The sequence below is a fragment of the Bradyrhizobium sp. YCK136 genome, from assembly GCF_044570075.1.
GTDB classification, from domain to species: domain Bacteria; phylum Pseudomonadota; class Alphaproteobacteria; order Rhizobiales; family Xanthobacteraceae; genus Bradyrhizobium; species Bradyrhizobium diazoefficiens.
In genome coordinates, this window is record NZ_CP172424.1 from 2,068,237 (window position 1) to 2,089,363 (window position 21,127).

Annotated in this window: 19 protein-coding genes and 1 pseudogene; 9 read left to right on the forward strand and 11 right to left on the reverse strand. The window is 64.9% G+C overall.

Annotation, left to right across the window (positions count from 1 at the left end; genetic code table 11):
• Nucleotides 1-161 precede the first annotated feature (161 nt).
• Genes ACFLEY_RS09745 through ACFLEY_RS09755 form a run of 3 tightly spaced genes read right to left on the reverse strand, consistent with a single transcriptional unit; the run spans nucleotide 162 to nucleotide 3,931 of the window.
• The gene (locus ACFLEY_RS09745; RefSeq protein WP_060908727.1) at nucleotides 162-956 is read right to left on the reverse strand and encodes an IclR family transcriptional regulator; all 795 of its coding nucleotides are present in this window, start codon (nucleotides 954-956) and stop codon (nucleotides 162-164) included.
• 19 nt (nucleotides 957-975) lie between these two features.
• A complete protein-coding gene (locus tag ACFLEY_RS09750) occupies nucleotides 976-2,709 on the reverse strand; it encodes an FAD-dependent oxidoreductase (RefSeq protein ID WP_211434257.1) in 1,734 nt (577 codons plus the stop codon).
• Between the two features lie 7 nt (nucleotides 2,710-2,716).
• Nucleotides 2,717-3,931, reverse strand: coding sequence for an ABC transporter substrate-binding protein (locus ACFLEY_RS09755; protein ID WP_011089543.1), 1,215 nt, complete (start codon nucleotides 3,929-3,931; stop codon nucleotides 2,717-2,719).
• A 111-nt stretch (nucleotides 3,932-4,042) separates the two neighbouring features.
• Here ACFLEY_RS09755 and ACFLEY_RS09760 point away from each other — a divergent pair, with 111 nt between their 5' ends.
• Both ACFLEY_RS09760 and ACFLEY_RS09765 read left to right on the forward strand, forming a co-directional pair.
• Nucleotides 4,043-4,291 carry a hypothetical protein gene (locus ACFLEY_RS09760; RefSeq protein WP_060908725.1) on the forward strand — a complete coding sequence of 83 codons (249 nt, stop codon included), beginning with the start codon at nucleotides 4,043-4,045 and terminating at the stop codon, nucleotides 4,289-4,291.
• A gap of 27 nt (nucleotides 4,292-4,318) precedes the next feature.
• Nucleotides 4,319-5,617 (forward strand): MFS transporter, encoded by a 1,299-nt coding sequence (locus ACFLEY_RS09765; RefSeq protein ID WP_060908724.1) that lies wholly within the window; start codon nucleotides 4,319-4,321, stop codon nucleotides 5,615-5,617.
• Between the two features lie 9 nt (nucleotides 5,618-5,626).
• On the opposite strand, the gene ACFLEY_RS09770 is transcribed toward ACFLEY_RS09765, so the two are convergent.
• Nucleotides 5,627-7,150 (reverse strand): hypothetical protein, encoded by a 1,524-nt coding sequence (locus tag ACFLEY_RS09770; protein ID WP_211434258.1) that lies wholly within the window; start codon nucleotides 7,148-7,150, stop codon nucleotides 5,627-5,629.
• A gap of 183 nt (nucleotides 7,151-7,333) precedes the next feature.
• Nucleotides 7,334-7,630, reverse strand: coding sequence for a hypothetical protein (locus ACFLEY_RS09775; protein ID WP_060908722.1), 297 nt, complete (start codon nucleotides 7,628-7,630; stop codon nucleotides 7,334-7,336).
• A 282-nt stretch (nucleotides 7,631-7,912) separates the two neighbouring features.
• On the opposite strand from ACFLEY_RS09775, the gene ACFLEY_RS09780 reads away from it, so the two are divergent.
• Both ACFLEY_RS09780 and ACFLEY_RS09785 read left to right on the forward strand, forming a co-directional pair.
• On the forward strand, nucleotides 7,913-8,704 hold the full coding sequence (locus tag ACFLEY_RS09780; RefSeq protein ID WP_028174516.1) for a fumarylacetoacetate hydrolase family protein: 792 nt from the start codon (nucleotides 7,913-7,915) through the stop codon (nucleotides 8,702-8,704).
• A gap of 264 nt (nucleotides 8,705-8,968) precedes the next feature.
• On the forward strand, nucleotides 8,969-9,385 hold the full coding sequence (locus ACFLEY_RS09785) for a hypothetical protein (RefSeq protein WP_060908721.1): 417 nt from the start codon (nucleotides 8,969-8,971) through the stop codon (nucleotides 9,383-9,385).
• 10 nt (nucleotides 9,386-9,395) lie between these two features.
• Here ACFLEY_RS09785 and ACFLEY_RS09790 read toward each other — a convergent pair whose 3' ends face one another.
• The 4 genes from ACFLEY_RS09790 to ACFLEY_RS09805 are packed head-to-tail and all read right to left on the reverse strand — an operon-like array spanning nucleotide 9,396 to nucleotide 12,726.
• Entirely contained in the window at nucleotides 9,396-10,139 is a 744-nt protein-coding gene (locus ACFLEY_RS09790; protein ID WP_060908720.1) for an IclR family transcriptional regulator, read from the reverse strand.
• 37 nt (nucleotides 10,140-10,176) lie between these two features.
• Nucleotides 10,177-11,028 carry a CoA ester lyase gene (locus ACFLEY_RS09795; protein WP_060908719.1) on the reverse strand — a complete coding sequence of 284 codons (852 nt, stop codon included), beginning with the start codon at nucleotides 11,026-11,028 and terminating at the stop codon, nucleotides 10,177-10,179.
• Nucleotides 11,028-11,480: a MaoC family dehydratase gene (locus ACFLEY_RS09800; RefSeq protein WP_011089535.1), complete on the reverse strand. Its 453-nt coding sequence runs from the start codon at nucleotides 11,478-11,480 to the stop codon at nucleotides 11,028-11,030. The genes ACFLEY_RS09795 and ACFLEY_RS09800 overlap by 1 nt, the downstream gene beginning before the upstream one ends.
• Nucleotides 11,481-11,523: 43 nt before the next feature.
• On the reverse strand, nucleotides 11,524-12,726 hold the full coding sequence (locus ACFLEY_RS09805; protein ID WP_211434259.1) for a CaiB/BaiF CoA-transferase family protein: 1,203 nt from the start codon (nucleotides 12,724-12,726) through the stop codon (nucleotides 11,524-11,526).
• Nucleotides 12,727-12,952: 226 nt separating this feature from the next.
• Between ACFLEY_RS09805 and dctP the strand changes: the two genes are divergently transcribed.
• Genes dctP through ACFLEY_RS09825 form a run of 4 tightly spaced genes read left to right on the forward strand, consistent with a single transcriptional unit; the run spans nucleotide 12,953 to nucleotide 17,080 of the window.
• Nucleotides 12,953-13,981, forward strand: a complete 1,029-nt coding sequence (dctP, locus tag ACFLEY_RS09810; protein ID WP_211434260.1) for a TRAP transporter substrate-binding protein DctP — start codon at nucleotides 12,953-12,955, stop codon at nucleotides 13,979-13,981.
• A 35-nt stretch (nucleotides 13,982-14,016) separates the two neighbouring features.
• Entirely contained in the window at nucleotides 14,017-14,571 is a 555-nt protein-coding gene (locus ACFLEY_RS09815; RefSeq protein WP_011089532.1) for a TRAP transporter small permease, read from the forward strand.
• Between the two features lie 12 nt (nucleotides 14,572-14,583).
• The gene (locus ACFLEY_RS09820; protein WP_011089531.1) at nucleotides 14,584-15,873 is read left to right on the forward strand and encodes a TRAP transporter large permease; all 1,290 of its coding nucleotides are present in this window, start codon (nucleotides 14,584-14,586) and stop codon (nucleotides 15,871-15,873) included.
• Between the two features lie 40 nt (nucleotides 15,874-15,913).
• On the forward strand, nucleotides 15,914-17,080 hold the full coding sequence (locus ACFLEY_RS09825) for an acyl-CoA dehydrogenase family protein (RefSeq protein WP_028174522.1): 1,167 nt from the start codon (nucleotides 15,914-15,916) through the stop codon (nucleotides 17,078-17,080).
• Between the two features lie 9 nt (nucleotides 17,081-17,089).
• Here ACFLEY_RS09825 and ACFLEY_RS09830 read toward each other — a convergent pair whose 3' ends face one another.
• Nucleotides 17,090-18,154 carry an IS630-like element ISRj1 family transposase gene (locus ACFLEY_RS09830; RefSeq protein ID WP_026192128.1) on the reverse strand — a complete coding sequence of 355 codons (1,065 nt, stop codon included), beginning with the start codon at nucleotides 18,152-18,154 and terminating at the stop codon, nucleotides 17,090-17,092.
• 77 nt (nucleotides 18,155-18,231) lie between these two features.
• On the opposite strand from ACFLEY_RS09830, the pseudogene ACFLEY_RS09835 reads away from it, so the two are divergent.
• Nucleotides 18,232-19,478: pseudogene (locus ACFLEY_RS09835) on the forward strand (acetyl-CoA hydrolase/transferase family protein).
• 53 nt (nucleotides 19,479-19,531) lie between these two features.
• On the opposite strand, the gene ACFLEY_RS09840 reads toward ACFLEY_RS09835, so the two are convergent.
• Complete coding sequence (locus ACFLEY_RS09840; protein WP_060908716.1) at nucleotides 19,532-21,106, reverse strand: AMP-binding protein; 1,575 nt, start codon at nucleotides 21,104-21,106, stop codon at nucleotides 19,532-19,534.
• Nucleotides 21,107-21,127: the final 21 nt, after the last annotated feature.

Sequence of the window (21,127 nt, forward strand, 5' to 3'; positions counted from 1 at the left end):
AGTCGGCGATGTCTTCGATGTCGTCCTGGCGAAAGCCAGAACCCATTACCCCGGAAAGATATTTGGCGAAAACTCGACGTTCGGTACGACGACCGACCGCGCTCGATAGATCACGCGGTATGGGTCCTGGCTTTCGCCAGGACGACTCGGAGAACTATCGCTCACTCCGCCGCGATCGTCATCCCGTAGCCAAGCCGCTTCGAAATCCCGCCGGCGCAGTCGCGCAAGGCATGCGCGATCGGGCTGTCCCAGCGGGCATCGAACGTGCCTTCCGGCCCCATCGCGGTGATGACCAGCGCGACATGGCCGGCGTGATCGAACACTGGTGCCGAGAAAGCATTGACGCCGGGCAGGGGATCGCCCAGCGCGCGGGCGAGGCCGTGCTTGCGAACCTCGGTGAGCATGTCGGCGACCTTCGCGCCTTTCACCGCCCGCTTCGGATTGTAACCGACGCCGTGACGGTCGAGGCCGCTTTCGAGCGCGGCATTGACGGTCTTCTCCGGCAGGAAGGCCGCAAAGGCGCGGCCGGTTGCGGTCTCCAGCAGCGCCATCACCGAGCCGGCCCGCATCACGATGTGCACGGGCTGACCCGGCTCTTCGAGCTGCACCACGGTCGGACCATGCGTGCCCCAGACGGCCAGCGAGACCGCATGGCCGATCTGGCTCGCAAGCGCCGCGATCTTTGGTCCGGCGATCCGCACGCCGGAGAGGCGGCGCAGGCTGATGAGGCCGAGCTCCAGCGCCAGCGCGCCGATCTCGTAGCGGCCGGTGGTCTCGTCCTGCTCGATCAGCCCGATGCGCGAGAAACTGGCGAGATAGGGATGCGCCTTGGCCGGCGTCATGCCGGCCTCGCGTGCGAGATCGCGCAGCATCATCGGCTCGCCGCTGCGGACGAGGGCGCGGAGCAGTTCTCCGCCGACCTCGATCGACTGGATGCCGCGGCTTTCTCTCTTCATGCGCCTCCTGGCGTTCCGCTTACGCCGCGTTGCGCTTGGCGGCGCTGTCGGCAAGATGACGGCCGGCAATGTAACCGAAGGTCAGCGCCGGCCCAAGCGTGATGCCGGCGCCGGGATAATTGCCCCCCATGATGCTCGCCATGTCGTTGCCGGCGGCATAGAGGCCGGGGATGACCCGGCCTTCGGCGTCCAGCGCCCGCGCGTTCTCATCGGTGACGATGCCGGCATAGGTGCCGAGGTCGCCGATCACCATCTTGATGGCGTAGAACGGACCGTTCTCGATCGGCGCGACGCACGGATTGGGGCCGTGCAGCGCATCGCCCTGGTAGCGGTTGTAGGCCTTCGAGCCCTTGCCGAAGTCGGCGTCATGTCCCAGCGGCGCGGTCGTATTGAACTGCCTGACCGTCTCGGCGAAGGCCGTGGCGTCGATGCCGGCTTTCGCCGCAAGCGCCTCCAGCGTGTCGCCACGCATGAGATAGCCGGTACTGAGGTGATGACCCAGCGGCATCGGGAAGGGCGGCACGCAGCCGAGTCCGGACTTCCGCAGCGTCTTGTGATCGCAGACGAGGTACGCCGCGATCTCCTCGCCGGGTTTGGCCGCCTTGACCATGGCCTGGACGAAGTCGTGGTAGGAATTGCCTTCATTGGCAAACCGCCTGCCGTCGCGCATCACCGCGATCACGCCGGGCTTGGCGCGGTCGATGAAATGCGGCATCACGCCCTTCGAGCCGTCCTTGCGCGTGGTGAGCGACACCGGCACCCAGGCCGCGGCATTCGGCAGACGGTCCTCGACATGTCCGCCGGCGCTTTCCGCAAGGCGCAAGCCGTCGCCGGTGTTGCCGGTGGGACCCGGCGAAAAATGCTCGTTGCCGGTCGGCGCATGCGGAAACATCTTCTTGCGCCGTTCGACGTCATGCGGAAAGCCGCCGCAGGCGAGCACGACGCCCTGCCTTGCGCGAACACGCACCTCGCGTCCCTCGCGCGACACGATCGCGCCGGTGACAGCTCCGTTCTCGACCGTCAGCTCGCGCACCGGAGAAGACAGCCACATCGGAATCTTGAGATCGAGCGCGGATTTCGCCAGCCGTCCCGCCAGCGCATTGCCGTTGGTCAGCGTCATGCCGCGGCCGTAGCGCAGCACGTCCATCAGATGCCGCGACAGGCGCTTTGCGACATAGACCGCCGAGGTCAGCGATTTCGTCACCCGCATGAAATGGATGATCTCCTTGCCGGAGCCGAGCATCATGCCGAATACGGTCAGCTCCGGCAGCGGCATGCCGAGTGTCCTGATCTGCTCGCCGAGCTCGCGGCCGTCGAATGGGCGCGTCACCATGGAGCGGCCGCCTTGCGCGCCGCCCGGTGCTTCGGCGTGATAGTCCGGGAACACCAGCGGCATGTCGAAGCGCAGGGCTGTCCTGGTGGTGAAGAAATCCACCGCCTCGGGACCGGCGCTCAGGAATGCATCGACGCGCGCGCCGTCGAAATTGTTGCCGGCCTCGTGCCGCAGGTATGTGCGGGCCTGCTCCGGCGTCTCCTCGATGCCATAGGCCTTCGCCAGCGAGGTGCCGGGGATCCAGAGCCAGCCTCCGGAGCGGGCAGTGGTGCCACCGAAACGCGGCTCCTTCTCGACGATCAGCACGTCGAGGCCGCGATAGCGCGCGGTGATCGCGGCCGACATGCCGGAGGCGCCCGATCCGGCCACGAGCACATCGCACTCGTAAGTCTCAGTTGCGCTATGCTCGTTGCCGGTCATGCGTGCCTCATTTCTTGAGCAGCGGACATTTGGACTCGGAGACCGGACGGAAGGCGTCCTCGCCCTTCACCGTCTTGATGATCTCCAGGTAATCCCAGGGCTCCTTGGACTGCTCGGGCGACTTCACCTTGGCCAGATACATGTCGCGGATGACGCGGCCGTCCTCGCGCAACTTGCCGCCATGGACGAAGATATCCTCGATCGGCAGCTCGCGCATCTTGGCCATCACCTTGGCGGGATCGTCGGTGCCGGCCGCCTTGATGCCTTTCAGGTAATGCAACACCGAGCCGTAGACGCCGGTGTGGATCATGGTCGGCATGACCTTGGTGCGCTCGTAGAACTTCTTCGACCAGGCGCGGGTTGCCTCGTCCATGTTCCAGTACGCGGCCGTGGTCATGTAGGTGCCCTGCGCGGCCTTGAGGCCGATCGCATGCACGTCGGTGTCGAACATCAGGAGGCCGACGAGCTTCTGGCCGCCCTGGACCAGGCCGAACTCGCCGGACTGCTTGATGGCGTTGTCGGTGTCCTGGCCGGCGTTGGCGAAGGCGACGACGTCGGATTTCGAGCTCTGTGCCTGGAGGGCGAAGGAGGAGAAGTCCGCGGTGTTGGTCGGGTGCTTCACGCCACCAAGCACCTTGCCGCCCATCTCGTTGATGAAGCGCGTGGCGTCCTTCTCGAGCTGCTGGCCGAAGGCGTAGTCCGCAGTGATGAAGTACCAGGATTTTCCGCCCTCCTTGATCACGGCGGAGGCGGTCACCTTCGACAGGGCGTAGGTGTCGTAGGTGAAATGCACGGTGTTCGGGCTGCACAGCTCGTCGGTCAGCGAGCTCGCGCCGGGGCCGGAGAGCAGGGCGATCTTGTTGCGCTCGCGCACCATGTTGTGCACGGCGATCGCGATGCCGGAATTGGGGATGTCGACGACGGCGTCGACCTTGCCGTTGTCGAACCAGCCGCGCACGATCTGGACGCCGACGTCGGTCTTCATCTGATGGTCGGCGCTGATGATCTCGATCGGCTTGCCGAGCACGGTGGGACCGAATTCCTCGACCGCCATTTTCGCGGCTTCGACCGAGCCCGGCCCGCTGTTGTCGCGGCCCCAGCTTGACAGGTCCGTCAGCACGCCGATCCGCACCGCATCGTCGGAGACCTGCGCGGTCGCGGTTGACGTCATGGCAGCCGAAGTCATGGCCGCGAGCATGGCGCAGGCCAAAAACCCTCTCATCGTCGTTCCCTCTCTTTGTGGGCCGCTTGGCGCGGCCGATTATCATGGCGGCAAGTTAGATATTAGCGAATAAGTTTGTCAATGGCGAATTAAAGCCCGGAAGGTTCCTCCGTGCTGGCGGACGACGGGAAGCGCAACTGCCTCAACACCCGTCATTGCGAGCGGAGCGAAGCAATCCAGACTTTCTCCGTGGAGGCAGTCTGGATTGCTTCGTCGCATCAGCGCAAAATTGCCACGCAATTTTGTCGCGAGCTCCTCGCAATGACGGTGTTGATGCAGTTGTGCGCCACCATTCCCGCTGTGGTCATCGCCAGCAGCAACACCCCCGCAGGTTGCAACCGCCATCGCGATTGGCCATGATGCCGCCGGGAATCTTTGGGGCATGGAATGACGGCAGCAACGGGGGTCTCCGGCGCGACGGAGCGATCGACGACGGCGCATGTGGTGTGGGCGAGCGCGCTCGGCACCGCGATCGAGTGGTACGACTTCCTGATCTACGGCACGGCGGCGGCGCTGGTGCTGAACAAGCTGTTCTTTCCGAGCTTCGATCCCTTTGTCGGCACGCTGGTGGCATTCTCGACCTATGCGGTCGGCTTCGTGGCGCGGCCGATCGGCGGCGCGATCATCGGGCATTATGGCGATCGGCTCGGCCGCAAGACAATGCTGGTCGCGACCATGATCGCAATGGGGCTCGGCACCTTCCTGATCGGCTGCCTGCCGACCTACAGCCAGATCGGCGTGTGGGCGCCGATCCTGCTCATCGTCCTGCGCTTCGTCCAGGGCATCGGGCTCGGCGGCGAATGGAGCGGCGCGGTCGTCATGGTGATCGAGCATGCCGGCAATCGCCGCGGCTTCTACGGCAGCCTGGTGCAGATCGGCTTTCCTGTCGGCGTTGCCGCATCCACCGGCATCTTCGCCCTGATGACGAAGCTGCCTGAGGCCGACTTCCTGAGCTGGGGCTGGCGCGTGCCGTTCCTGATCAGCATTGTGCTCGTCGGTGTCGGCTTCATCGTGCGGCTGAAGCTTGCGGAGACACCGCACTTCAAGGAGGTGGTCGAGCGCAAGGAGGTGCTGGCGCAGCCGGTCTGGGAAGTGCTGCGCCGCGACTGGCGCAGCTTCCTGCTGGCGATCGGCATCACGGTCTCGGAAGTCGGGCTCGCCTACCTCCTCACCGTCTTCACCGTGGTCTACGCCACGACAAAGCTCGGCCTGCCGCGCCAGGTTATCCTGGATGCGGTGGTCTATGCGGCGATCGTCGAATTCGCCACATTGCCGCTTGCAGGCTGGTTGTCCGATATCTTCGGCCGCAAGGCACTGTATCTCGCCGGCGGCGTGTTCTCGGTGGCGCTGGCGTTTCCGCTGTTCTGGTTCCTCGACACCAGGGACCCGGCGCTGATCACGCTCGCGCTCGTGGTCACGATGACGCTGACGCATGCGCTGCTGTTCGGGCCGAAGGCCGCGTTCATGCCGGAACTGTTCCGCAGCCAGGTGCGCTACAGCGGCGCGTCGCTTGGTGCCAACGTCGCGGCCGCGCTCAGCGGCGGCTTCTCGCCGTTGATCGCAACCGCGCTGCTCGCGTGGGCCGGCTCCTATTGGGCGGTGTCGGTCTACATCATCGCGCTGTCGATCATCACGATCGTCGCGACGCTGATGGCGCCGGAGACGGCGCGCGACGCGCTCAAATAGTGAGCGCCGTCATCGGCAGGCGGAATTCGCGGCGCCCGGAATGGCGAGGAAAGTGATGGTTTCGGGTGCAAGGTGCACCGGGCCGGCCTCGATCGTGCGCCCGGCGAGGTGCGGCAGCCCATCTCCGTCGGTCAGCGCCAGCGTCTTGCCGTTCAGTTGCACGGTTGCGCCTTTCAGCCCTGCGGCCTGCAAGGTATAGCGCTCGGCGGGTAGCGGCATCATGATCGTGCGCGCTGTGCTGCGCGAGATATTGATCGCGAGCACGGTCACGGCGCCGCGCTTCGACGGATGACAGTGCGCGTAGACATGGAGGCCGGACGCCATCGCGGCGCCTGCGTCGAGTACCGTCGTACCCATCAACCGACGCCAGAGCAGCGCGCCCCAATAATTCGGCCGCGGGCGGAACGTCTTCTCGTCCAGCAATCCGTAGTCGCTTGCGGCCAGCGTGTTGTGCATCACCACTTGAACGCCGGCCCTGGCCAGGCGTCCGAGTTGGTCGAGATAGCGGAACGTATCGAGGAAAGTCTTGTCCCAGCGGTTACCGCCGCAGGCGGCGTCCGCGGTTTCGGTCAGCCAGATCGGCTTGTCCGGCGCGAATTCGTCGCGCAGCGACTTGTAGGTCGATAGCGCGGCATCGGTGCGGGCGAGCCACGCTTCGGAGAGCGCACGTGCCGGCTCGTCGCGGCCGCCGCAGCGCGGCGAGATCGTGTTGTAGTGATGATAGGAGAAGCGATCGACACCGGCGCCCGAGGCGGCGAGCAGGTCGCGCGTGCGGAGGCCGGACGCGCCGGTGGAAGCTGAGTCGCCGACCGAGCCTGGTCCGACGATCAGCGTCTGCGGCGCGGCGCGCAGCATCCACTCGCGAAAGATCCCGACATCGCGGACATAAGCCTTCGCATCGTATCCAGGCGGCGCACCGCTGGTCGCCGCGAGCGTCGGCTCGTTCATGAATTCGGCGGCGGCGATGTGGCCGCCCAGCGAGCGCGTATAGTCGATCAGGCGTTGCGCCTGATCCGGCCTCCAAAGGCCATCCGCATCGCGGCTGCCCGGGCTGATGGCAAAGGAGGTGACGATCTCTGCATCGACCGCGCGCGCAAAGTCGACGACGCCGCGCCACTGCGCGCGGCTTAGCACCGCGTTGAACCCCGGTGGCGGCGCGGCTGGCGCACTCTCGGTGTCGGCGAAGAACGTCGCATTGGCCCAGGTGCCGCTCACGCGCAGATAAGCCGGCGACAACGCCGCCGCGAGCTTGCGCAGACGCGTGTTGCCGAGATCGATCGGAGGCCTGTAACTGTAGCGATCCTTGTCGGCCCACGCGCGCATCGCTTGCGGATAAGGCTTCCAGAACCGCCCGCCGGTCACCTCCACCATCTCGATGTTGTAGGACTGAAAGCGGGGATCGATCGTACCGATCGCTCGCAGCCCCGCAGGCGCGATCGACACCGTGCCGGCGTGCGCGGCGCACGATGTCCCGGCCGCGAGCAGCGCAAGCCCTGTCACCCGTGCTGCGTCAAGAAGCCCGCCGCGTGGCATTCGCCGTCTTGTATGCACGTCCTGACGCCTTCTTATGCGTGCTGCCAAAAGCAAATGCAGCCGCCCGAACCATTAGCCCCGCCGCGTTCGAAGCGGCGCAGCCCTGGGCAAAGTTCTGGCCATAGCTGGCGTTGCGCGAGCAGAGCCTGGCGCATGTCAAGGCGTGAGTAGCCATGCGAGCGTCTACGCGGCAGATTCTATATTCACCAGGACTTCTCCGGCGATGATTTCGGGATCCCCGAGATCAAGGTCATGCATGCTTGCTTGAACGAACTCCATCACCTTATCGTTCGCCGCATTGGCGCATTCGCGGTCCTCAAATATCATCACGGCGACACCAACGCCTTCGCCCCCATCCAGCACATAGTAAGACTTGAAGCCGCGCGACTCGCTCAGGATCTGACCGACGCCGCTTTTGGCGCGGCGGGCAGCATCCGCGACCGAACGAACCTTGGTGTATTTTCGAATGAGTATGTACATCAGGCCACCCTTGCGTCTCGGTTCCTCCCCCACGCATCAAAGCATACCGGGCCGCTGCCGGACTAGGGCCTACTTATGGAATGGCCCAAAAGTGGAGGTCAACGCAGGCGCTGACAATGTCCGTCCTGCCGCATGACGGGTTGGATGCGGTTGAAGTTGGCTCATCAATAAGACGATGTCTCGTCGCGCCCGTCCAGCGTTGCTGGCATATTGAATATCGTCTAAGCAGACGGATCGGCGCGCATGAACGCCGACCTGCGAAGCAAAAAGGGAGCACAAAAGATGAAAAAGACCACGCGCCGGGATCTGCTCGCAACAGCCGCCGCAGCCACCGCAGCTTCCATCGCGGAGGTTGCGCCCGCCGCAGCGCAGGCCGGACCGAAGCCGATCTTCCCGGTGCCGATGGTCGCGATCCCGATCGTCGGCGAGACCCAGGTGTTCCAGGTCCGCCGCATCTATTGCATCGGGCGCAACTATGCGGCGCATGCGATCGAGCGCGGCTCGGATCCGAACCGCGAGCCGCCGTTCTTTTTCCAGAAGCCGACGGACGCGATCCAGAACGTCGCGGTCGGCGAGGTCGCCGACCATCCCTATCCGTCGCTGACCAAGAATTATCATCACGAGGTCGAACTGGTTGCCGCGCTGAAATCCGGCGGCACCAATATCCCGGCCGAGAAGGCGCTCGACCACGTCTATGGCTACGCGCTCGGTCTCGACATGACCCGGCGCGATCTCCAGAACGGCATGGCCGCGGAGAAGAAGCCGTGGGAAATCGGCAAGAGCTTTGACCACGCCGCGGTGCTCGGTCCGATCCACCCCGCGAGCAAGACCGGCCATTTCGAGAAGGGCGCGATCTCGCTCGCAATCAACGGCACCGTGAAGCAGAGCTCGGATCTCAGCAAGATGATCTGGAGCGTCGCCGAGCAGATCGCAAAGCTCTCGGAAGCGTTCGAGCTGAAGGCCGGCGACATCATCTATTCCGGCACGCCGGAGAATGTCGGCCCGGTGGTGAAGGGCGACGTGCTGCTGTGCAAGCTCGAGGGACTGCCGGACATGTCGATCAAGATCGTCTGATTGTCTTCGCCTCTCCCCGCGTGCGGGGAGAGGCCGGATTGCACCGTCAGATGCAATCCGCGTCGCGCGCTCGACGCTAACGGGTTTACCAGCGACAAGGTCGCGCCGTAGTTGCGCCGCGCGACCTCCGCTGGAACCGCGGTTTGAAGGCGAGGCCTCTGAATTGCCGGAGTTCCATCGGCGATTGCCCCGTGTTTGGCAACGAACAAACGTTCTGCAGCCATATTTCAGTAAGAAGTGATCTCCCGTGAGGGAGGCGCTCCGATGAACAAAGCTTTGATCACTGCCGTCGTGCTGCTGGCTGGCGTGCCTGCAAGCGCCGCCGCGCAAGAGCGCGCCGGTGCTGCAGCAATCGGAGCCGTATCAGGCGCTGTGGTGCTGGGGCCGATCGGTGCCGTCGCGGGCGCGGTGGTGGGCTATACCGCCGGACCTGCAATCGCCCGGTCCTGGGGCGCGAGAGATTCACGTTCGGCGAGACATCGGCAGCCGCCGCGCCGCGAGGCGTATCGCGCAGCCGCAACCGGAACTCCGCCGCGCGCACGTGAGGCGATGAATGCCAACGGCCAAATCAGGGCTGCCGGCAATCCGCCGGCCCAAGCCGCGCCTGCGGAGCAGCCTGTTGAAGCTGCACCGGCTGCGCCGGTACAGACTTCGGCGCCGCCGATTCAGGGATTCGAATGAAGCTTCGGCTTTAGGCCGCGGTGGTCTTCGGCCGCAGCCGGTCGACCGTGCGCGCGATCAGCGCCGCCACCTCGGCGACCTTCGGCCCAATCCGGAACTCCGGCCCCGCGACGACGACGGAGAGCCTGCGGTCGCCGATCGGCAATGGAATCGCAGCGCCCGCGAGGTCGCGGCTGTAGTCGCCAAAGCTCTGGCAATAGCCGCGCTCGATCGAGTTGCGCAGTTCGGCTTCCACCGCATCGATGCTGATCGGCGTTGACGGACCGTACTGCTTGAACTCGATCTTGCGATAGACGGAGTCGCGCTCCTCCTGCGAATATTGCAGCAGCAGCGCGCGGCCGCTCGCGGTCGCGTGGATCGGCACGCGGTGGCCGATGGTCGCGAAATAGCGGATCGCCGCCTTGGACTCGACGACGTCGATGAACACGGCCATCACGCCCGCGGGCGCCACGATCGACGCCGTCTCGCCGGTCTCGGCCGAGAGATCGGCAACCAGCGTATGCGTCCATGGCGGCAGCGGCTCGACCTCCGAGATCATCCGCGCCATGGCGAGCCAGCGCGGTGTCGGATAGAAGCCGGCGCGCGGCCGCGGCTCGTACAGATAGCCCTTCTCCGAGAGCGTCGCGAGCAGGTTGAAGGTCGACGAGCGCGGCCAGCCGAAATGATCGGCGATCTCCGCAAGCGTCGCCGGCTTCCTCGTCTGGGCGAAGAATTCCATGATCTCCAGGACGTTTGCGGCTTGGCGAACGATCATGATCCGGTCCCGTCTGTCGCAGCGCGATGCCCTTGATCTAGGACTGGCCGAGGATCTTCTTCGCGGCGCGAAGATGCGGCTTGTCGATCATCTGGCCGTCGAGCCGCAGCGTGCCGGAATTGGGATTGCTCGCGAACGCCGCGATCACCTTCTCCGCCCAGCTGCGCTCGGCTTCCGTCGGCTCGAATGCCGCGTTGACGACATCGACATGCTTGGGATGGATCAGCGCCTTCGCCGAAAACCCGTCGCGCCGCGCCGCCCGGGTTTCCTGCTCGAGGCCGGCCAGATTGTCGATGTCGGTATAGACAGTGTCGATCGGCGCGACCTCGGCCGCGGCGGCTGCCATCAGGCAGAGATCGCGCGCGAGGCGATAGGGACTGTGGAACACGCCGCCCGAGGACTTCTCTGTGGCACCCAAAGAGGCGGAGAGATCCTCCGCGCCCCACATCAGGCCGGCGAGGCGAGGGGAGCAGCCCTTGTAGCTGCCGAGCCCGAAGATCGAGCCGGCGGTCTCCGTCGCGACGCAGACGATGCGGGTTGCGCCGACCGCGATACCGGCCGCCGCCTCGAGTGCTTCGAGCCAGGTCGCGACCTGCCGCACATCGTCGCCGCCTTGCGATTTCGGCAGCACGATGCCGTCGGGCCTGCCCGGCATCACCGCGGCGAGATCGGCCAGCGTCATGCCGGTGTCGAGCGCGTTGACTCGGACATAGAGCTGGTGTGGGCCGGGACGGCTCTTCAGCATCGCCAGCGTCAACCCGCGTGCTTCCGCCTTCTTCTCGGTGACGACGGAATCCTCGAGATCGATGATCAGCGCGTCGGCCTTGCCTTCGCTCGCCTTCTCGAATTTGCGCGGGGAATCCCCCGGCACGAACAGCATCGAACGCATCAGACCGGCCTCTTGTGCATCATCGCCATGCGGCGGCATTTTCCGACGATCTCGTCGTTCTGGTTCAGGGCGTGGTGCTCGAACTCGACGATGCCCGCCTTGGGGCGCGATTTGGATTCCCGCAACGAAAGCACCTTCGTCGTCGCCCGCAAGGTGTCGCCATGGAAGACCGGCTTCGGAAAGGTGACGTCGGTCATGCCGAGATTGGCGACGGTGGTGCCCATGGTCGTATCATAGACCGTCATGCCGATCATGATGCCGAGAGTGTAAAGGCTGTTGAAAATGCGCTGGCCGAACTCGGTCTTTTCGGCGAAATGCGCGTCGATATGCAGCGGCTGCGGGTTGAGCGTCAGCAGGCTGAACATGGTGTTGTCCATCTCCGTGACGGTCCGGGTCAGCGGATGCCTGAACTCCTGGCCCACGGAAAAGTCCTCGAAATAAAGTCCGGCCATCGCGATTTCCTCCCTGTATCGTGCGGTTTGGCTGGCGCTGCCGTTAAGGCGGCGCCGCCAGATGAACTGCTTTTTGCTGCGCGAGCGCTTCGATCTCGTCTGCCGAGAAGCCGGCCTCGTGCAGGATGTCGCGGCCATGCTGGCCGAGCGTCGGCGCCGGGCCGGCCGGCTCCGGCTGGGTCACGCTCCAGGTCGAAGGCACCCGCATCTGGCGGATGCGGCCTTCCACGGGGTGATCGACCGTCCTGAAGAAGCCGACCGCGTTGAGATGCGGATCGTCCAGAATCGTCTCCAGCGTGTGCATCGGCATCACCGGAATGTCGGCGTGCTCCAGCAGCTCGCGCCACTCCGCGGTGGTGCGGGTGAGGAAGATGTGGCCGATCTCCTCATAGATCTCGTCGATATGTTTCGTGCGTGACGCGTGGTTGGCGAAGCGCGGCTGCTGCAGGAATTCCGGCTGCCCGATCGCCTCGAAGAAGCTGCGCCAGTGCTTGTCGTTGTAGATCAGGACGCAAAGATAGCCGTCGCTGGTCTTGTAGGGCTTTCGGTAGCGCGAGAGCAGGCGGACATAGCCGCCATGGTCGAGCGGCGGATCGTAGGTGAGGCCGCCGAGATGATCGACCAGCACGAACTCGGTCATCGATTCGAACATCGGCACGTCGATGCGCTGGCCCTGGCCGGTGCGCTGCTGGTGCATCAGCCCGCCCATGATGGCGTTGACCATCATCAGACCGACGACGCGGTCGGCGATGGTCACAGGGACGTAGCGCGGCGTGCCGTCACCGGCGGCCGCGAGCAGCGTCGGAATGGTCGCTGCGCCCTGGATCAGATCGTCGTAGGCGGGCTTTGCGGCGTAGGGGCCGGATTGGCCGTAGCCGAAGGCGCCGACATAGACGAGGGCGGGATTGACCGCGGCCAGCGTCTCGTAGTCGAGGCCGAGCCGCGCCATCGCCTGCGGGCGCACATTATAGACGAGCGCGTTGGCGCGCCTCGCCAGCCGCAGCAGCGTGTCGCGGCCTTCCGTCTTCTTGAGGTCGAGGACGATGCTGCGCTTGCCGCGATTGGCGTTGTGAAACATCCCGCCCATGCCGGGCGTGCGGCCGGGACCGATCTGGCGGACGATGTCGCCCTCGGGGCTTTCGACCTTGATGACGTCGGCACCCATGTCCGCCAGCACCTGGGTGCCGTACGGGCCCATCAGGACGGAGGTCAGGTCGAGAACGGTGAAGCCGGCGAGCGGTCCCATGGGGCCTCGTTGGGTGCATTCATATTCGTGGAGTTAGAATTCATAAATATGAGGTGTCAATTCGACCGTCCCGATGTTCCGTGCATGGGCCCATGCACAGTTCATATACTTGACTTATAAATTCACGTATATGTACATTTTCCTCAAGCAAGAAGTGGAGTGAGGGCCGGACGGATGGCAGCCGAAGGCTGCCGCCTTCGGCATGGGACGCGTCAGGGAGAACGAAATGAAGAAGAACAAGGTCTGGGCCGCAGCAGTGTTCGCGCTCGCGCTGCCGGTCTCGACGTTTCAGGCGCAGGCGCTGGAGCTGAAGGTCGCCGATAGCTTCCCCGCCGGCCACTATCTGGTTCGCCTGCTGCTCAAGCCCTGGATGGACGACGTCACCAAGCGCACCAATGGCGCGGTAACCTTCACCTATTATCCGAACCAGCAGATCGGCAAGGCCGCCGACATGTTGCGGTTGACGCAGTCCGGTGTGGTCGACATCGGCTACATCGGGCCGTCCTATGTCTCCGACAAGATGCCGCTGTCGGAAGTCGCGCAGTTGCCGGGGGCCTTTGAGACGAGCTGCCAGGGCACGCTCGCCTATTGGAAGACCGCGCGCGAAGGCGTTTTGGCCAAGCAGGAATACGCGCCGAACAAGATCAAGCTGCTGTTCGAGGTGGTGCTGCCGCCCTATCAGGTGTGGACCGCAAAAACCAAGGTCGACACGACCAAGGACATGCAGGGCCTGAAGCTGCGCACCACCGGCGGCGCGCAGGATCTGACATTGCGTGCGCTCGGCGCGGTGCCGGTGCGCATGGCGGCACCCGATGCGTATGAATCGCTGTCGCGCGGTACCATGGACGGCCTGCTGTTCCCGATGGAAAGCGTCGTGGCCTATGGGCTGGACAAGCTGGTCAAGCACGCCACCGAAGGCGTCAGCTTCGGCAGCTTCATCGTCGCCTATTCCATCAACCAGTCGGTCTGGGACAAGCTGCCCGACGACGTGAAGAAGGCGATGAACGAGGCGTCCGAGGCGATCGAGCCGACCGCCTGTGCGCAGGTCGACAAGGAGACGGAGACCACCAGGAAGCACCTTCAGGACCAGGGCGTCAGCTTCGAGCCGCTGCCGGAGGCGACGCGTGCCGAGATGAAGGACAAGCTGAAGGGCGTCGGCAAGGAGTGGGCGAGCGGGCTCGACAGCCGCGGCAAGCAGGCGTCCGCCGCGCTGAAGGAGTTTGAAGATCTGCTCGCCTCCGGTGGCGCCAAGTAACCGTCCATGAAATACGGCAAAGGGAGGCGCTGGAGGTGATCAAGCGGGCGGGAGATGTGCTCGGCGCGCTGGAGCGCGCGCTGACGGTGATCGCGGTGGTGTTCCTGTTCGTGATCATGCTGCTTGTCGTGACCGACGTGTTCATGCGCTACGCGCTGAACCGTCCGTTTGCCTTCACCTATGATCTGATCGGTCTCTATCTTCTGGCCGGCGTGTTCTTCTTCACGCTGTCGGACGGGCTGCGCGAGCATGCGCATGTCGGCGTCGATATCCTTCTGTCGCGCTTCTCGCCGGCGGGACGGCGACTGTCCGAGATCATCACCGCGCTCGCCGGCCTGTTCGTGTTCGTCCTGATCTGCAAGGTCGGGTTCGAGCGTGCGCTCGAGAACTACGAGCAGCACGACGTGCTGGCCGGTGCGATCGCCTGGCCGACCTGGATATCGGCGGCGCTGGTGCCGTTCGGCTGCGGCGTGCTGGTGCTGCGGCTGGCGCTCCAGCTCGTCGGCAATGTGCTGAGCCTCGTCAGCGGGCGCGACCTCTATCCGCTGCCGCCGGTGACCGGCGTCGGCGAAACGCGAAGCTTTGAGTAACGGCAGGCATCCATGACACCTTTCATCGTTCTCGCCCTGCTGTTCGGCCTGCTGGCACTCGGCACGCCCGTCGGCTTCGCCATGGCCTTCTCCGGTTCGGTCGGCCTCGTGATGGTCGGCGGATGGGGCACATTGTTCGGCATCCTGCAAACCGCGCCGCTGTCGACTGTCTCGTCCTACGAGCTGATCACCATCCCGATGTTCCTGCTGATGGCGGACCTCGTGCTGCTGTCGGGTGTCGCGGACGACCTGTTCAAGACGGCGTCGGCCTGGGTCGGGCGCATTCCCGGCGGGCTCGGCATGGCGACGGCACTGGCCGGCGCAGGTTTTGGCGCGATCTGCGGCACCTCGACGGCCTCCGCCGCGACGCTGTCCTCAACCAGCCTTCCCGCGATGATCCGCCAGGGCTATGAGCCCAAGATGGCCGCCGGCGTGGTCGCGATATCAGGCACGCTGTCGATGCTGCTGCCGACCAGCGTCGCGCTCGTCATCTTCGGCCTGCTCGCCGAGGTGAACATCGGCAAGCTCCTGATCAGCGGCATCATCCCCGCGATCCTCGTCACCATCACCATCATGGCCACGATCTACTTCCTGGTCTGGCAGGATCCTTCGCGCGCCCCCGCTGCGAAATCGGTGCCGTGGCGCGAAAAATTCGCGCTGTTGTGGCAAGTCTCGCCGATGGTGGTGCTGTTCTCGATCGTGACGGGCACGATCTATCTCGGCGTCGCCACGCCGACGGAGGCTTCCGCCTTCGGCGCGTTCGGCGCCTTCCTGCTCGCGATCGTCAAGGGCAAGATCACGCCGTCATCGCTTTACCGGACGCTGCTGCGGGCCTGCCACGGCACCTGCATGATTATCATGATCCTCGTCGGCGCCTCGATCTTCGGCTACTTCTTTACGCTCACCCACGTCACGCAGGACCTCGTCGCCTGGATCGGCAGTCTGCCGACTTCGCGCTGGGTGATCATCACGCTTATCCTGTGCGGCTACATCGTGCTCGGCTCCTTCATGGACCAGATCGCCATTCTGGTGCTGACCGTGCCGATCGTGCTGCCGCTGATCAAGACGCTCGGCTTCGATCCGATCTGGTTCGGCGTCATCAAGATCGTCACCGCCGAGGTCGGCATGATCACGCCGCCGGTGGGGCTGAACTGCTTCATCGTCGCCCGCTATGCCAAGCGGCCGGTGGCGGAAGTGTTCCACGGCACTTTCCCGCATTTCATCGCCCATCTGATCGCGATCGCGATCCTGGTGGCGTTTCCGAGCATCATTCTCTGGCTGCCCTCGCAGATGGGGCGCTAGGATCGGAGCCCTGGCGGCTCCCAATAAGGAGATCAAGAACATGGATTTCGCGCTCACCGATCAGCAGGAAGCCATTCGCGATGCCATCGCCAAGATCTGTGAAGGCTTTCCCGATGCCTACTGGCTAAAGAAGGACCATGACGGCGGCTTCCCGCACGATTTCCACAAGGCACTGGCCGACGCCGGCTGGCTCGGCATCTGCGTGCCGGAGGCCTATGGCGGCTCGGGGCTCGGCATCACGGAAGCGGCGATCATGATGCGTACCATTGCCGAATCCGGCGCCGGCATGTCCGGCGCCTCCGCCGTGCATATCAACGTGTTCGGGCTCAATCCCGTCGTCGTGTTCGGCACCGAGGAGCAGCGCAAGCGCATGCTGCCGCCGATGGTCGAGGGCCGCGAGAAGGCGTGCTTCGCCGTCACCGAGCCCAATACCGGCCTCAACACCACCCAGCTCAAGACCCGCGCGGTCGCCAAGAACGACCGCTACATCGTCAACGGCCAGAAGGTATGGATCTCGACCGCGCAGGTCGCGCACAAGATCCTGCTGCTGGCGCGCACCACGCCGCTGGAAGAGGTGCGCTCGCCCACCCACGGCCTCAGCCTGTTCTACACCGACTTCGACCGCAAGAAGATCAAGGTTCACGAGATCGAGAAGATGGGCCGCAAGGTCGTCGATTCCAACGAGCTGTTCTTCGAGGATTTCGAGATCCCGATGGAGGACCGCATCGGCGAAGAGGGCAAGGGCTTCCAGTACATCCTCGAAGGCATGAACCCCGAGCGCATCCTGATCGCGGCGGAAGCCGTCGGCCTCGGCAAGCTCGCGCTGTCGCGCGCGACCGAATACGCCAAGACCCGCGTCGTCTTCAACCGCCCGATCGGCAAGAACCAGGGCATCCAGCATCCGCTCGCGGTGAACTGGGTCGAGCTCGAGGCGGCTTGGCTGATGGTGATGCAGGCGGCCTGGCAATACGACAAGGGGTTGCCCTGCGGCGCTGGCGCGAATGCCGCGAAATATTTCGCAGGCGAAGCCGGCTACCATGCCTGCGAGCAGGCCGTGATGACCCATGGCGGCTTCGGCTATGCCAAGGAGTTCCACGTCGAGCGTTATCTGCGTGAAGTGTTGATCCCGCGCATCGCGCCGGTCAGCCCGCAGCTCGCGCTCAGCTTCATCGCGGAAAAGGTGCTGGGGCTGGCGAAGTCGTACTAGTACCCGGAATCAGAGCTGAGTGATACGGCGGCCTTTGAAACGGCGTTGACGGACCTTTTTCTTGGTCCAGACGAAGGGCTCGGCTCTGTCGTTGTATGCGTTGACGTAGGCATCGATGTGTTCCTGAAGCTGCTTGAGGCTCGTGAAGGAGGTGCCGCTGAGCGACTGCCCCTGCAAGATGGAAAACCATACTTCGACCTGATTGAGCCATGACGCACTTGTCGGCGTGAAATGAAATTGCACGTTGGGGTGGGCCTTGAGCCAGTCCTCGTTCTTTTTATGGGTGTTGAGGTTGTCGAGGATGACGTGAAGCTTGCGGTTCGGAAAAGCCGCGGTGACGCTGTTCATGAAATCGAGAAACTCGACGCGGCGCCGGCGTTTTGAATGGGTCGCGATGATCTTTCCGGTGGCGACTTCGAGCGCCGCAAACAATGTTGTGGTGCCATGCCGCTTGTAATCGTGGCTTTGGCCGGTCAAGGCGCGGCCATTGGGCAACTTCAGATAACCCTGCGCTCGCTCCAAAGCCTGGATCGAGGGCTTCTCGTCCACGCACAGCACAATGGCCTTCGCCGGCGGCGCGACATAGAGGCCGACAACATCGGCGGCTTTGGCCGTAAAGTTCGGGTCGTTGCTCTCGCACCAGGACTTGCGAGCCACCAGGTCAATCTTGTGGCTGCGCAGGAACCGCCAGACATATTGGACATCGACATCGCCCAGCGCCTCGGCCAGCAGGGGGCCGGTCCAGCGCGCAAACCCTTGCGGTGGCGGCTTATCCAGCAGCTTCAGAATCCGCTTGTCGGTCGTCTTCGTATAGATCGGCTGCTTGCCAGGCCGCGGCTTGTCTTGCAGCCCTTCAAGGCCATGGTCGGCATAGCGATGCCGCCAAAGGCTGACAATCCGCGGCTGGACCCCAACTTCCTTGGCGATCGACCGGGTGCTGCGCCCATCCGCCGCCAACAGAACTATCCGCGCCCGCTTCAAATCGCGCTGCAACGTCACCGGTGAGCGACAGCACGCCTCAAGCACCTTGCGATCTTTCCTCGAAAGGTGGACTTCTCTTGCTTCGGGTATCATCCCGACCTTGAATCACGACTCACGTTCCAAGAAAAGTGGGTACTAGGTTGCCCGCGGATCGGTCGGGAGGATTGCCGATGCCCGAGGACAGCTCGCCGATCGATTTTGCCGGCCTGGTCCGGAACGATGATCTGGTCGTGTGCGGGCAGGCGACGGCGGAGCCGGTCACGCTGACGGAAGCGCTGATGGCGCAGGCAGCACAGCTTCCGCCCTTCCGCATGATAATCGGGCCAGTGTCTCGGAGACGTTTTCGGCGTCGTGCGCGGGAAATGTGTCGTTCCAGAGCTACGGCGTGATCGGCAATTCGCGGCGGCTCGCGAAAGCGGGGCGGCTCGACGTGATCCCGAGCAATTACAGCGCCTTCTGTGCCGACTTCGCGGCGCGCCGCTACAAGGCCGATGTCGTTCTGGTGCAGCTTGCGGAGCTCGAAGGGCGGCTCAGCGCCAGCCTCTCCAACGACTACGTCATCGATGCCGCGCGCGGCGCACGCCTCGTCATCGCCGAGATCAATCCGGATACGCCCTTTACGTTCGGCGCCGAATGGCCGGAGGATGTGCCGATCCATGTTCGCGTGGCAGCCCGCAGGCCGCCGGTTGAATTGGCCTCGACGCCGCTCGATGACGTTTCGCGCCGCATCGCCGCGCATGCGGCAGGCCTGATCGCCGACGGCAGCACGCTCCAGTTCGGCATCGGCCGAATTCCGGATGCGATCCTGTCCTCGCTGTCGCATGCGCGCCGTCTCGGCATCCATTCCGGCCTGATCAACGATGCCGTCGTCGACCTGATCGAGCGCGGCGCGGTGACGAATGCGGAGAAGGGCATCGATGCCGGCATCACCGTCACCAACCAGGTGATCGGGACCCGGCGGCTCTATCGCTTCGCGCACGAGAACAAGGCGGTGGCGGTGCGGCCGACGTCCTATACGCACAGCCAGAACGTGCTGGCGCGGATCAACCGGCTGGTCGCGATCAATTCGGCGCTTCAGGTCGGCCTCGACGGCAGCGTCAATTCCGAGACGCTGAATGGCGTCGCGATCGGCGCCATCGGCGGGCAGCTCGATTTCGTGCGCGGCGCCAACGCCTCTTGCGGCGGAAGGGCGATCATCGCGCTGCCGGCGACGGCCTCCGACGGGACCAGCCGGATCGTCGCTGACGTCGAGACGGTGACGACACCGCGCGCCGATGTCGATGCCATCGTCACCGAATGGGGCGTTGCGGAGCTGCGTGGCTGCGGCCTTGCCGAGCGCGCGCGCCGCATGATCGCGATCGCGGCGCCTGAGCATCGCGACGCGCTTTCGGCGCGGCTTCGCGGGCCCGCGCGCTAGCTCAGTTCATCATCGCGAGCGTCCATGACGAGATCGTCGAGGAGGTGGCCGGCCTATTCGGCGGCAATCCGCTCCATCGCCATGGCACGAAGCCGGGCGCGCTGGATTTTCACACCGTTGGCGCTGTCGGTGACGGGGAAAGCATCGACGATATAGATTCGTGCCGGCACCTTGTACCCGGCGAGCCGTTCGCGCAGGTGCGCGACCAGCATCTCCTGTTGAGGCGGCTCCCCTGCTGGAATCACAAAAGCGACGCAGCGTGCGTTTCCCTTCAGGTCGACCGCGACGACCTGGGCGTCGGCAACACCTGCGCAGGACTTGAGCTCGTCCTCGATCTCGCCGGGCGCGACAAGGAAGCCGCCGAGCCGCATCGCATCGCCCGCGCGGGTCTCGTAGACGAAGGAGCCGTCGCCGCGCAGCCGGCCGATGTCGCCGGTGCGGAAGAAGCCGTCCGCGGTAATCGCGTCGCGCGTGGCGTCGGGATTGTTGAAGTAGCCGAGGAAGCGTGACGGCGCGCTGATCTCGATCTCGCCGGAGACGCCGGGAGCTGCGAGTTCGCCGGTCTCGGTGTCGCGGACGCGGACCCCGGCCTCCGGCGACATCGGCCGGCCGCCGCCCTCGATCCGGTCGGCGAACGCGTCGCTGGCGCGGCCGATCGAGAACAGGGCCTGCACCTCGCTCGAACCGTAGAGGCCGTAAAGCGGCATGCCGCGCGCCTCGGCCTCCGCGGCAAGCTCACGCCAGCCGGGCTGGAACGCAGCGAAGCCGAACACCTCGGCACGGGGGAAGGGACGGGCCACGTCGGTGAGGGCGAGGATGCGGCGAAACATCTCGTCGGAGCCGAAGGCGTGGGTGATCTCATGCTCGCCGAGGATCTTCAGCGCCGGCGCCGCTTCGAAGGCGTCGAGCACATGGATGGTCGCGCCCGCCGCGATGAAGCCGAGCAGGCTCGTCATGCCGAAGGTGCCGCAGAACGGCAGCATGGCGAGGAGCGAATGGTTTTGCGGCGCGAGGCTTAGCGCCCTGGCGACGGCGGCGGCGTGCGCGGCCAGCGTCCGCTGCGAATGCGCGACGAGCTTCGGTCCCTTGGTCGGGCCCGACGTGGTGTAGAGCAGCACGGGGAGGTCGACGTCATCCTGGGCGGGCGGGGCCGGCGGATAGGGTTGGTCGAACGCATCGAACCGTACACACGGCCAGTGCGCCGGGATCGTATCCGCGCCGACCACTGCAAGCTGTCGCAGCGCGGGCACCTCGTCCTTGGCGATATCGGCGAGGATGGCGGCAAAGTCGATCGAGCGGAACGCGGCCTCGACCACCATCAGCCTGGCGCCGGACAAGCAAAGCAGATGGGCGACTTCCGCGCTGCGGTAGCGGGTATTGACGGCGGAGACGATCGCACCGAGGCGGGCGGCGGCGAACAGCAGCGCGACCCATTCGATCCGGTTGACCAGCCAGACCGCGACGACGTCGCCCTTGCCGACGCCCTGCGCAGCAAGCCAGGCCGCGGTCTTTTCGATATTTGCCGAGAATTCCGCGCGCGAGACCGGCGTGCCGTCGAACACGAAGGCGGGATCCGCGAAGGCCTCGGTGCAGATCAGCGATTGCAGCGAAAATTCGTTGGAGCTCATGGCGCCCGGAGTAACCCGATC

Excerpts from the sequence above, each read along its gene's own strand:
- ACFLEY_RS09765 (WP_060908724.1), top strand. The coding sequence starts at position 4,319 with ATGACGGCAGCAACGGGGGTCTCCGGCGCGACGGAGCGATCGACGACG.
- ACFLEY_RS09790 (WP_060908720.1), bottom strand. The coding sequence starts at position 10,139 with ATGATCGTTCGCCAAGCCGCAAACGTCCTGGAGATCATGGAATTCTTC.
- ACFLEY_RS09750 (WP_211434257.1), bottom strand. The coding sequence starts at position 2,709 with ATGACCGGCAACGAGCATAGCGCAACTGAGACTTACGAGTGCGATGTG.
- ACFLEY_RS09795 (WP_060908719.1), bottom strand. The coding sequence starts at position 11,028 with ATGCGTTCGATGCTGTTCGTGCCGGGGGATTCCCCGCGCAAATTCGAG.
- ACFLEY_RS09745 (WP_060908727.1), bottom strand. The coding sequence starts at position 956 with ATGAAGAGAGAAAGCCGCGGCATCCAGTCGATCGAGGTCGGCGGAGAA.
- ACFLEY_RS09780 (WP_028174516.1), top strand. The coding sequence starts at position 7,913 with ATGAAAAAGACCACGCGCCGGGATCTGCTCGCAACAGCCGCCGCAGCC.
- ACFLEY_RS09785 (WP_060908721.1), top strand. The coding sequence starts at position 8,969 with ATGAACAAAGCTTTGATCACTGCCGTCGTGCTGCTGGCTGGCGTGCCT.
- ACFLEY_RS09770 (WP_211434258.1), bottom strand. The coding sequence starts at position 7,150 with ATGCCACGCGGCGGGCTTCTTGACGCAGCACGGGTGACAGGGCTTGCG.
- ACFLEY_RS09830 (WP_026192128.1), bottom strand. The coding sequence starts at position 18,154 with ATGATACCCGAAGCAAGAGAAGTCCACCTTTCGAGGAAAGATCGCAAG.
- ACFLEY_RS09800 (WP_011089535.1), bottom strand. The coding sequence starts at position 11,480 with ATGGCCGGACTTTATTTCGAGGACTTTTCCGTGGGCCAGGAGTTCAGG.
- ACFLEY_RS09755 (WP_011089543.1), bottom strand. The coding sequence starts at position 3,931 with ATGAGAGGGTTTTTGGCCTGCGCCATGCTCGCGGCCATGACTTCGGCT.
- dctP (WP_211434260.1), top strand. The coding sequence starts at position 12,953 with ATGAAGAAGAACAAGGTCTGGGCCGCAGCAGTGTTCGCGCTCGCGCTG.
- ACFLEY_RS09805 (WP_211434259.1), bottom strand. The coding sequence starts at position 12,726 with ATGGGACCGCTCGCCGGCTTCACCGTTCTCGACCTGACCTCCGTCCTG.
- ACFLEY_RS09775 (WP_060908722.1), bottom strand. The coding sequence starts at position 7,630 with ATGTACATACTCATTCGAAAATACACCAAGGTTCGTTCGGTCGCGGAT.
- ACFLEY_RS09840 (WP_060908716.1), bottom strand. The coding sequence starts at position 21,106 with ATGAGCTCCAACGAATTTTCGCTGCAATCGCTGATCTGCACCGAGGCC.
- ACFLEY_RS09825 (WP_028174522.1), top strand. The coding sequence starts at position 15,914 with ATGGATTTCGCGCTCACCGATCAGCAGGAAGCCATTCGCGATGCCATC.
- ACFLEY_RS09820 (WP_011089531.1), top strand. The coding sequence starts at position 14,584 with ATGACACCTTTCATCGTTCTCGCCCTGCTGTTCGGCCTGCTGGCACTC.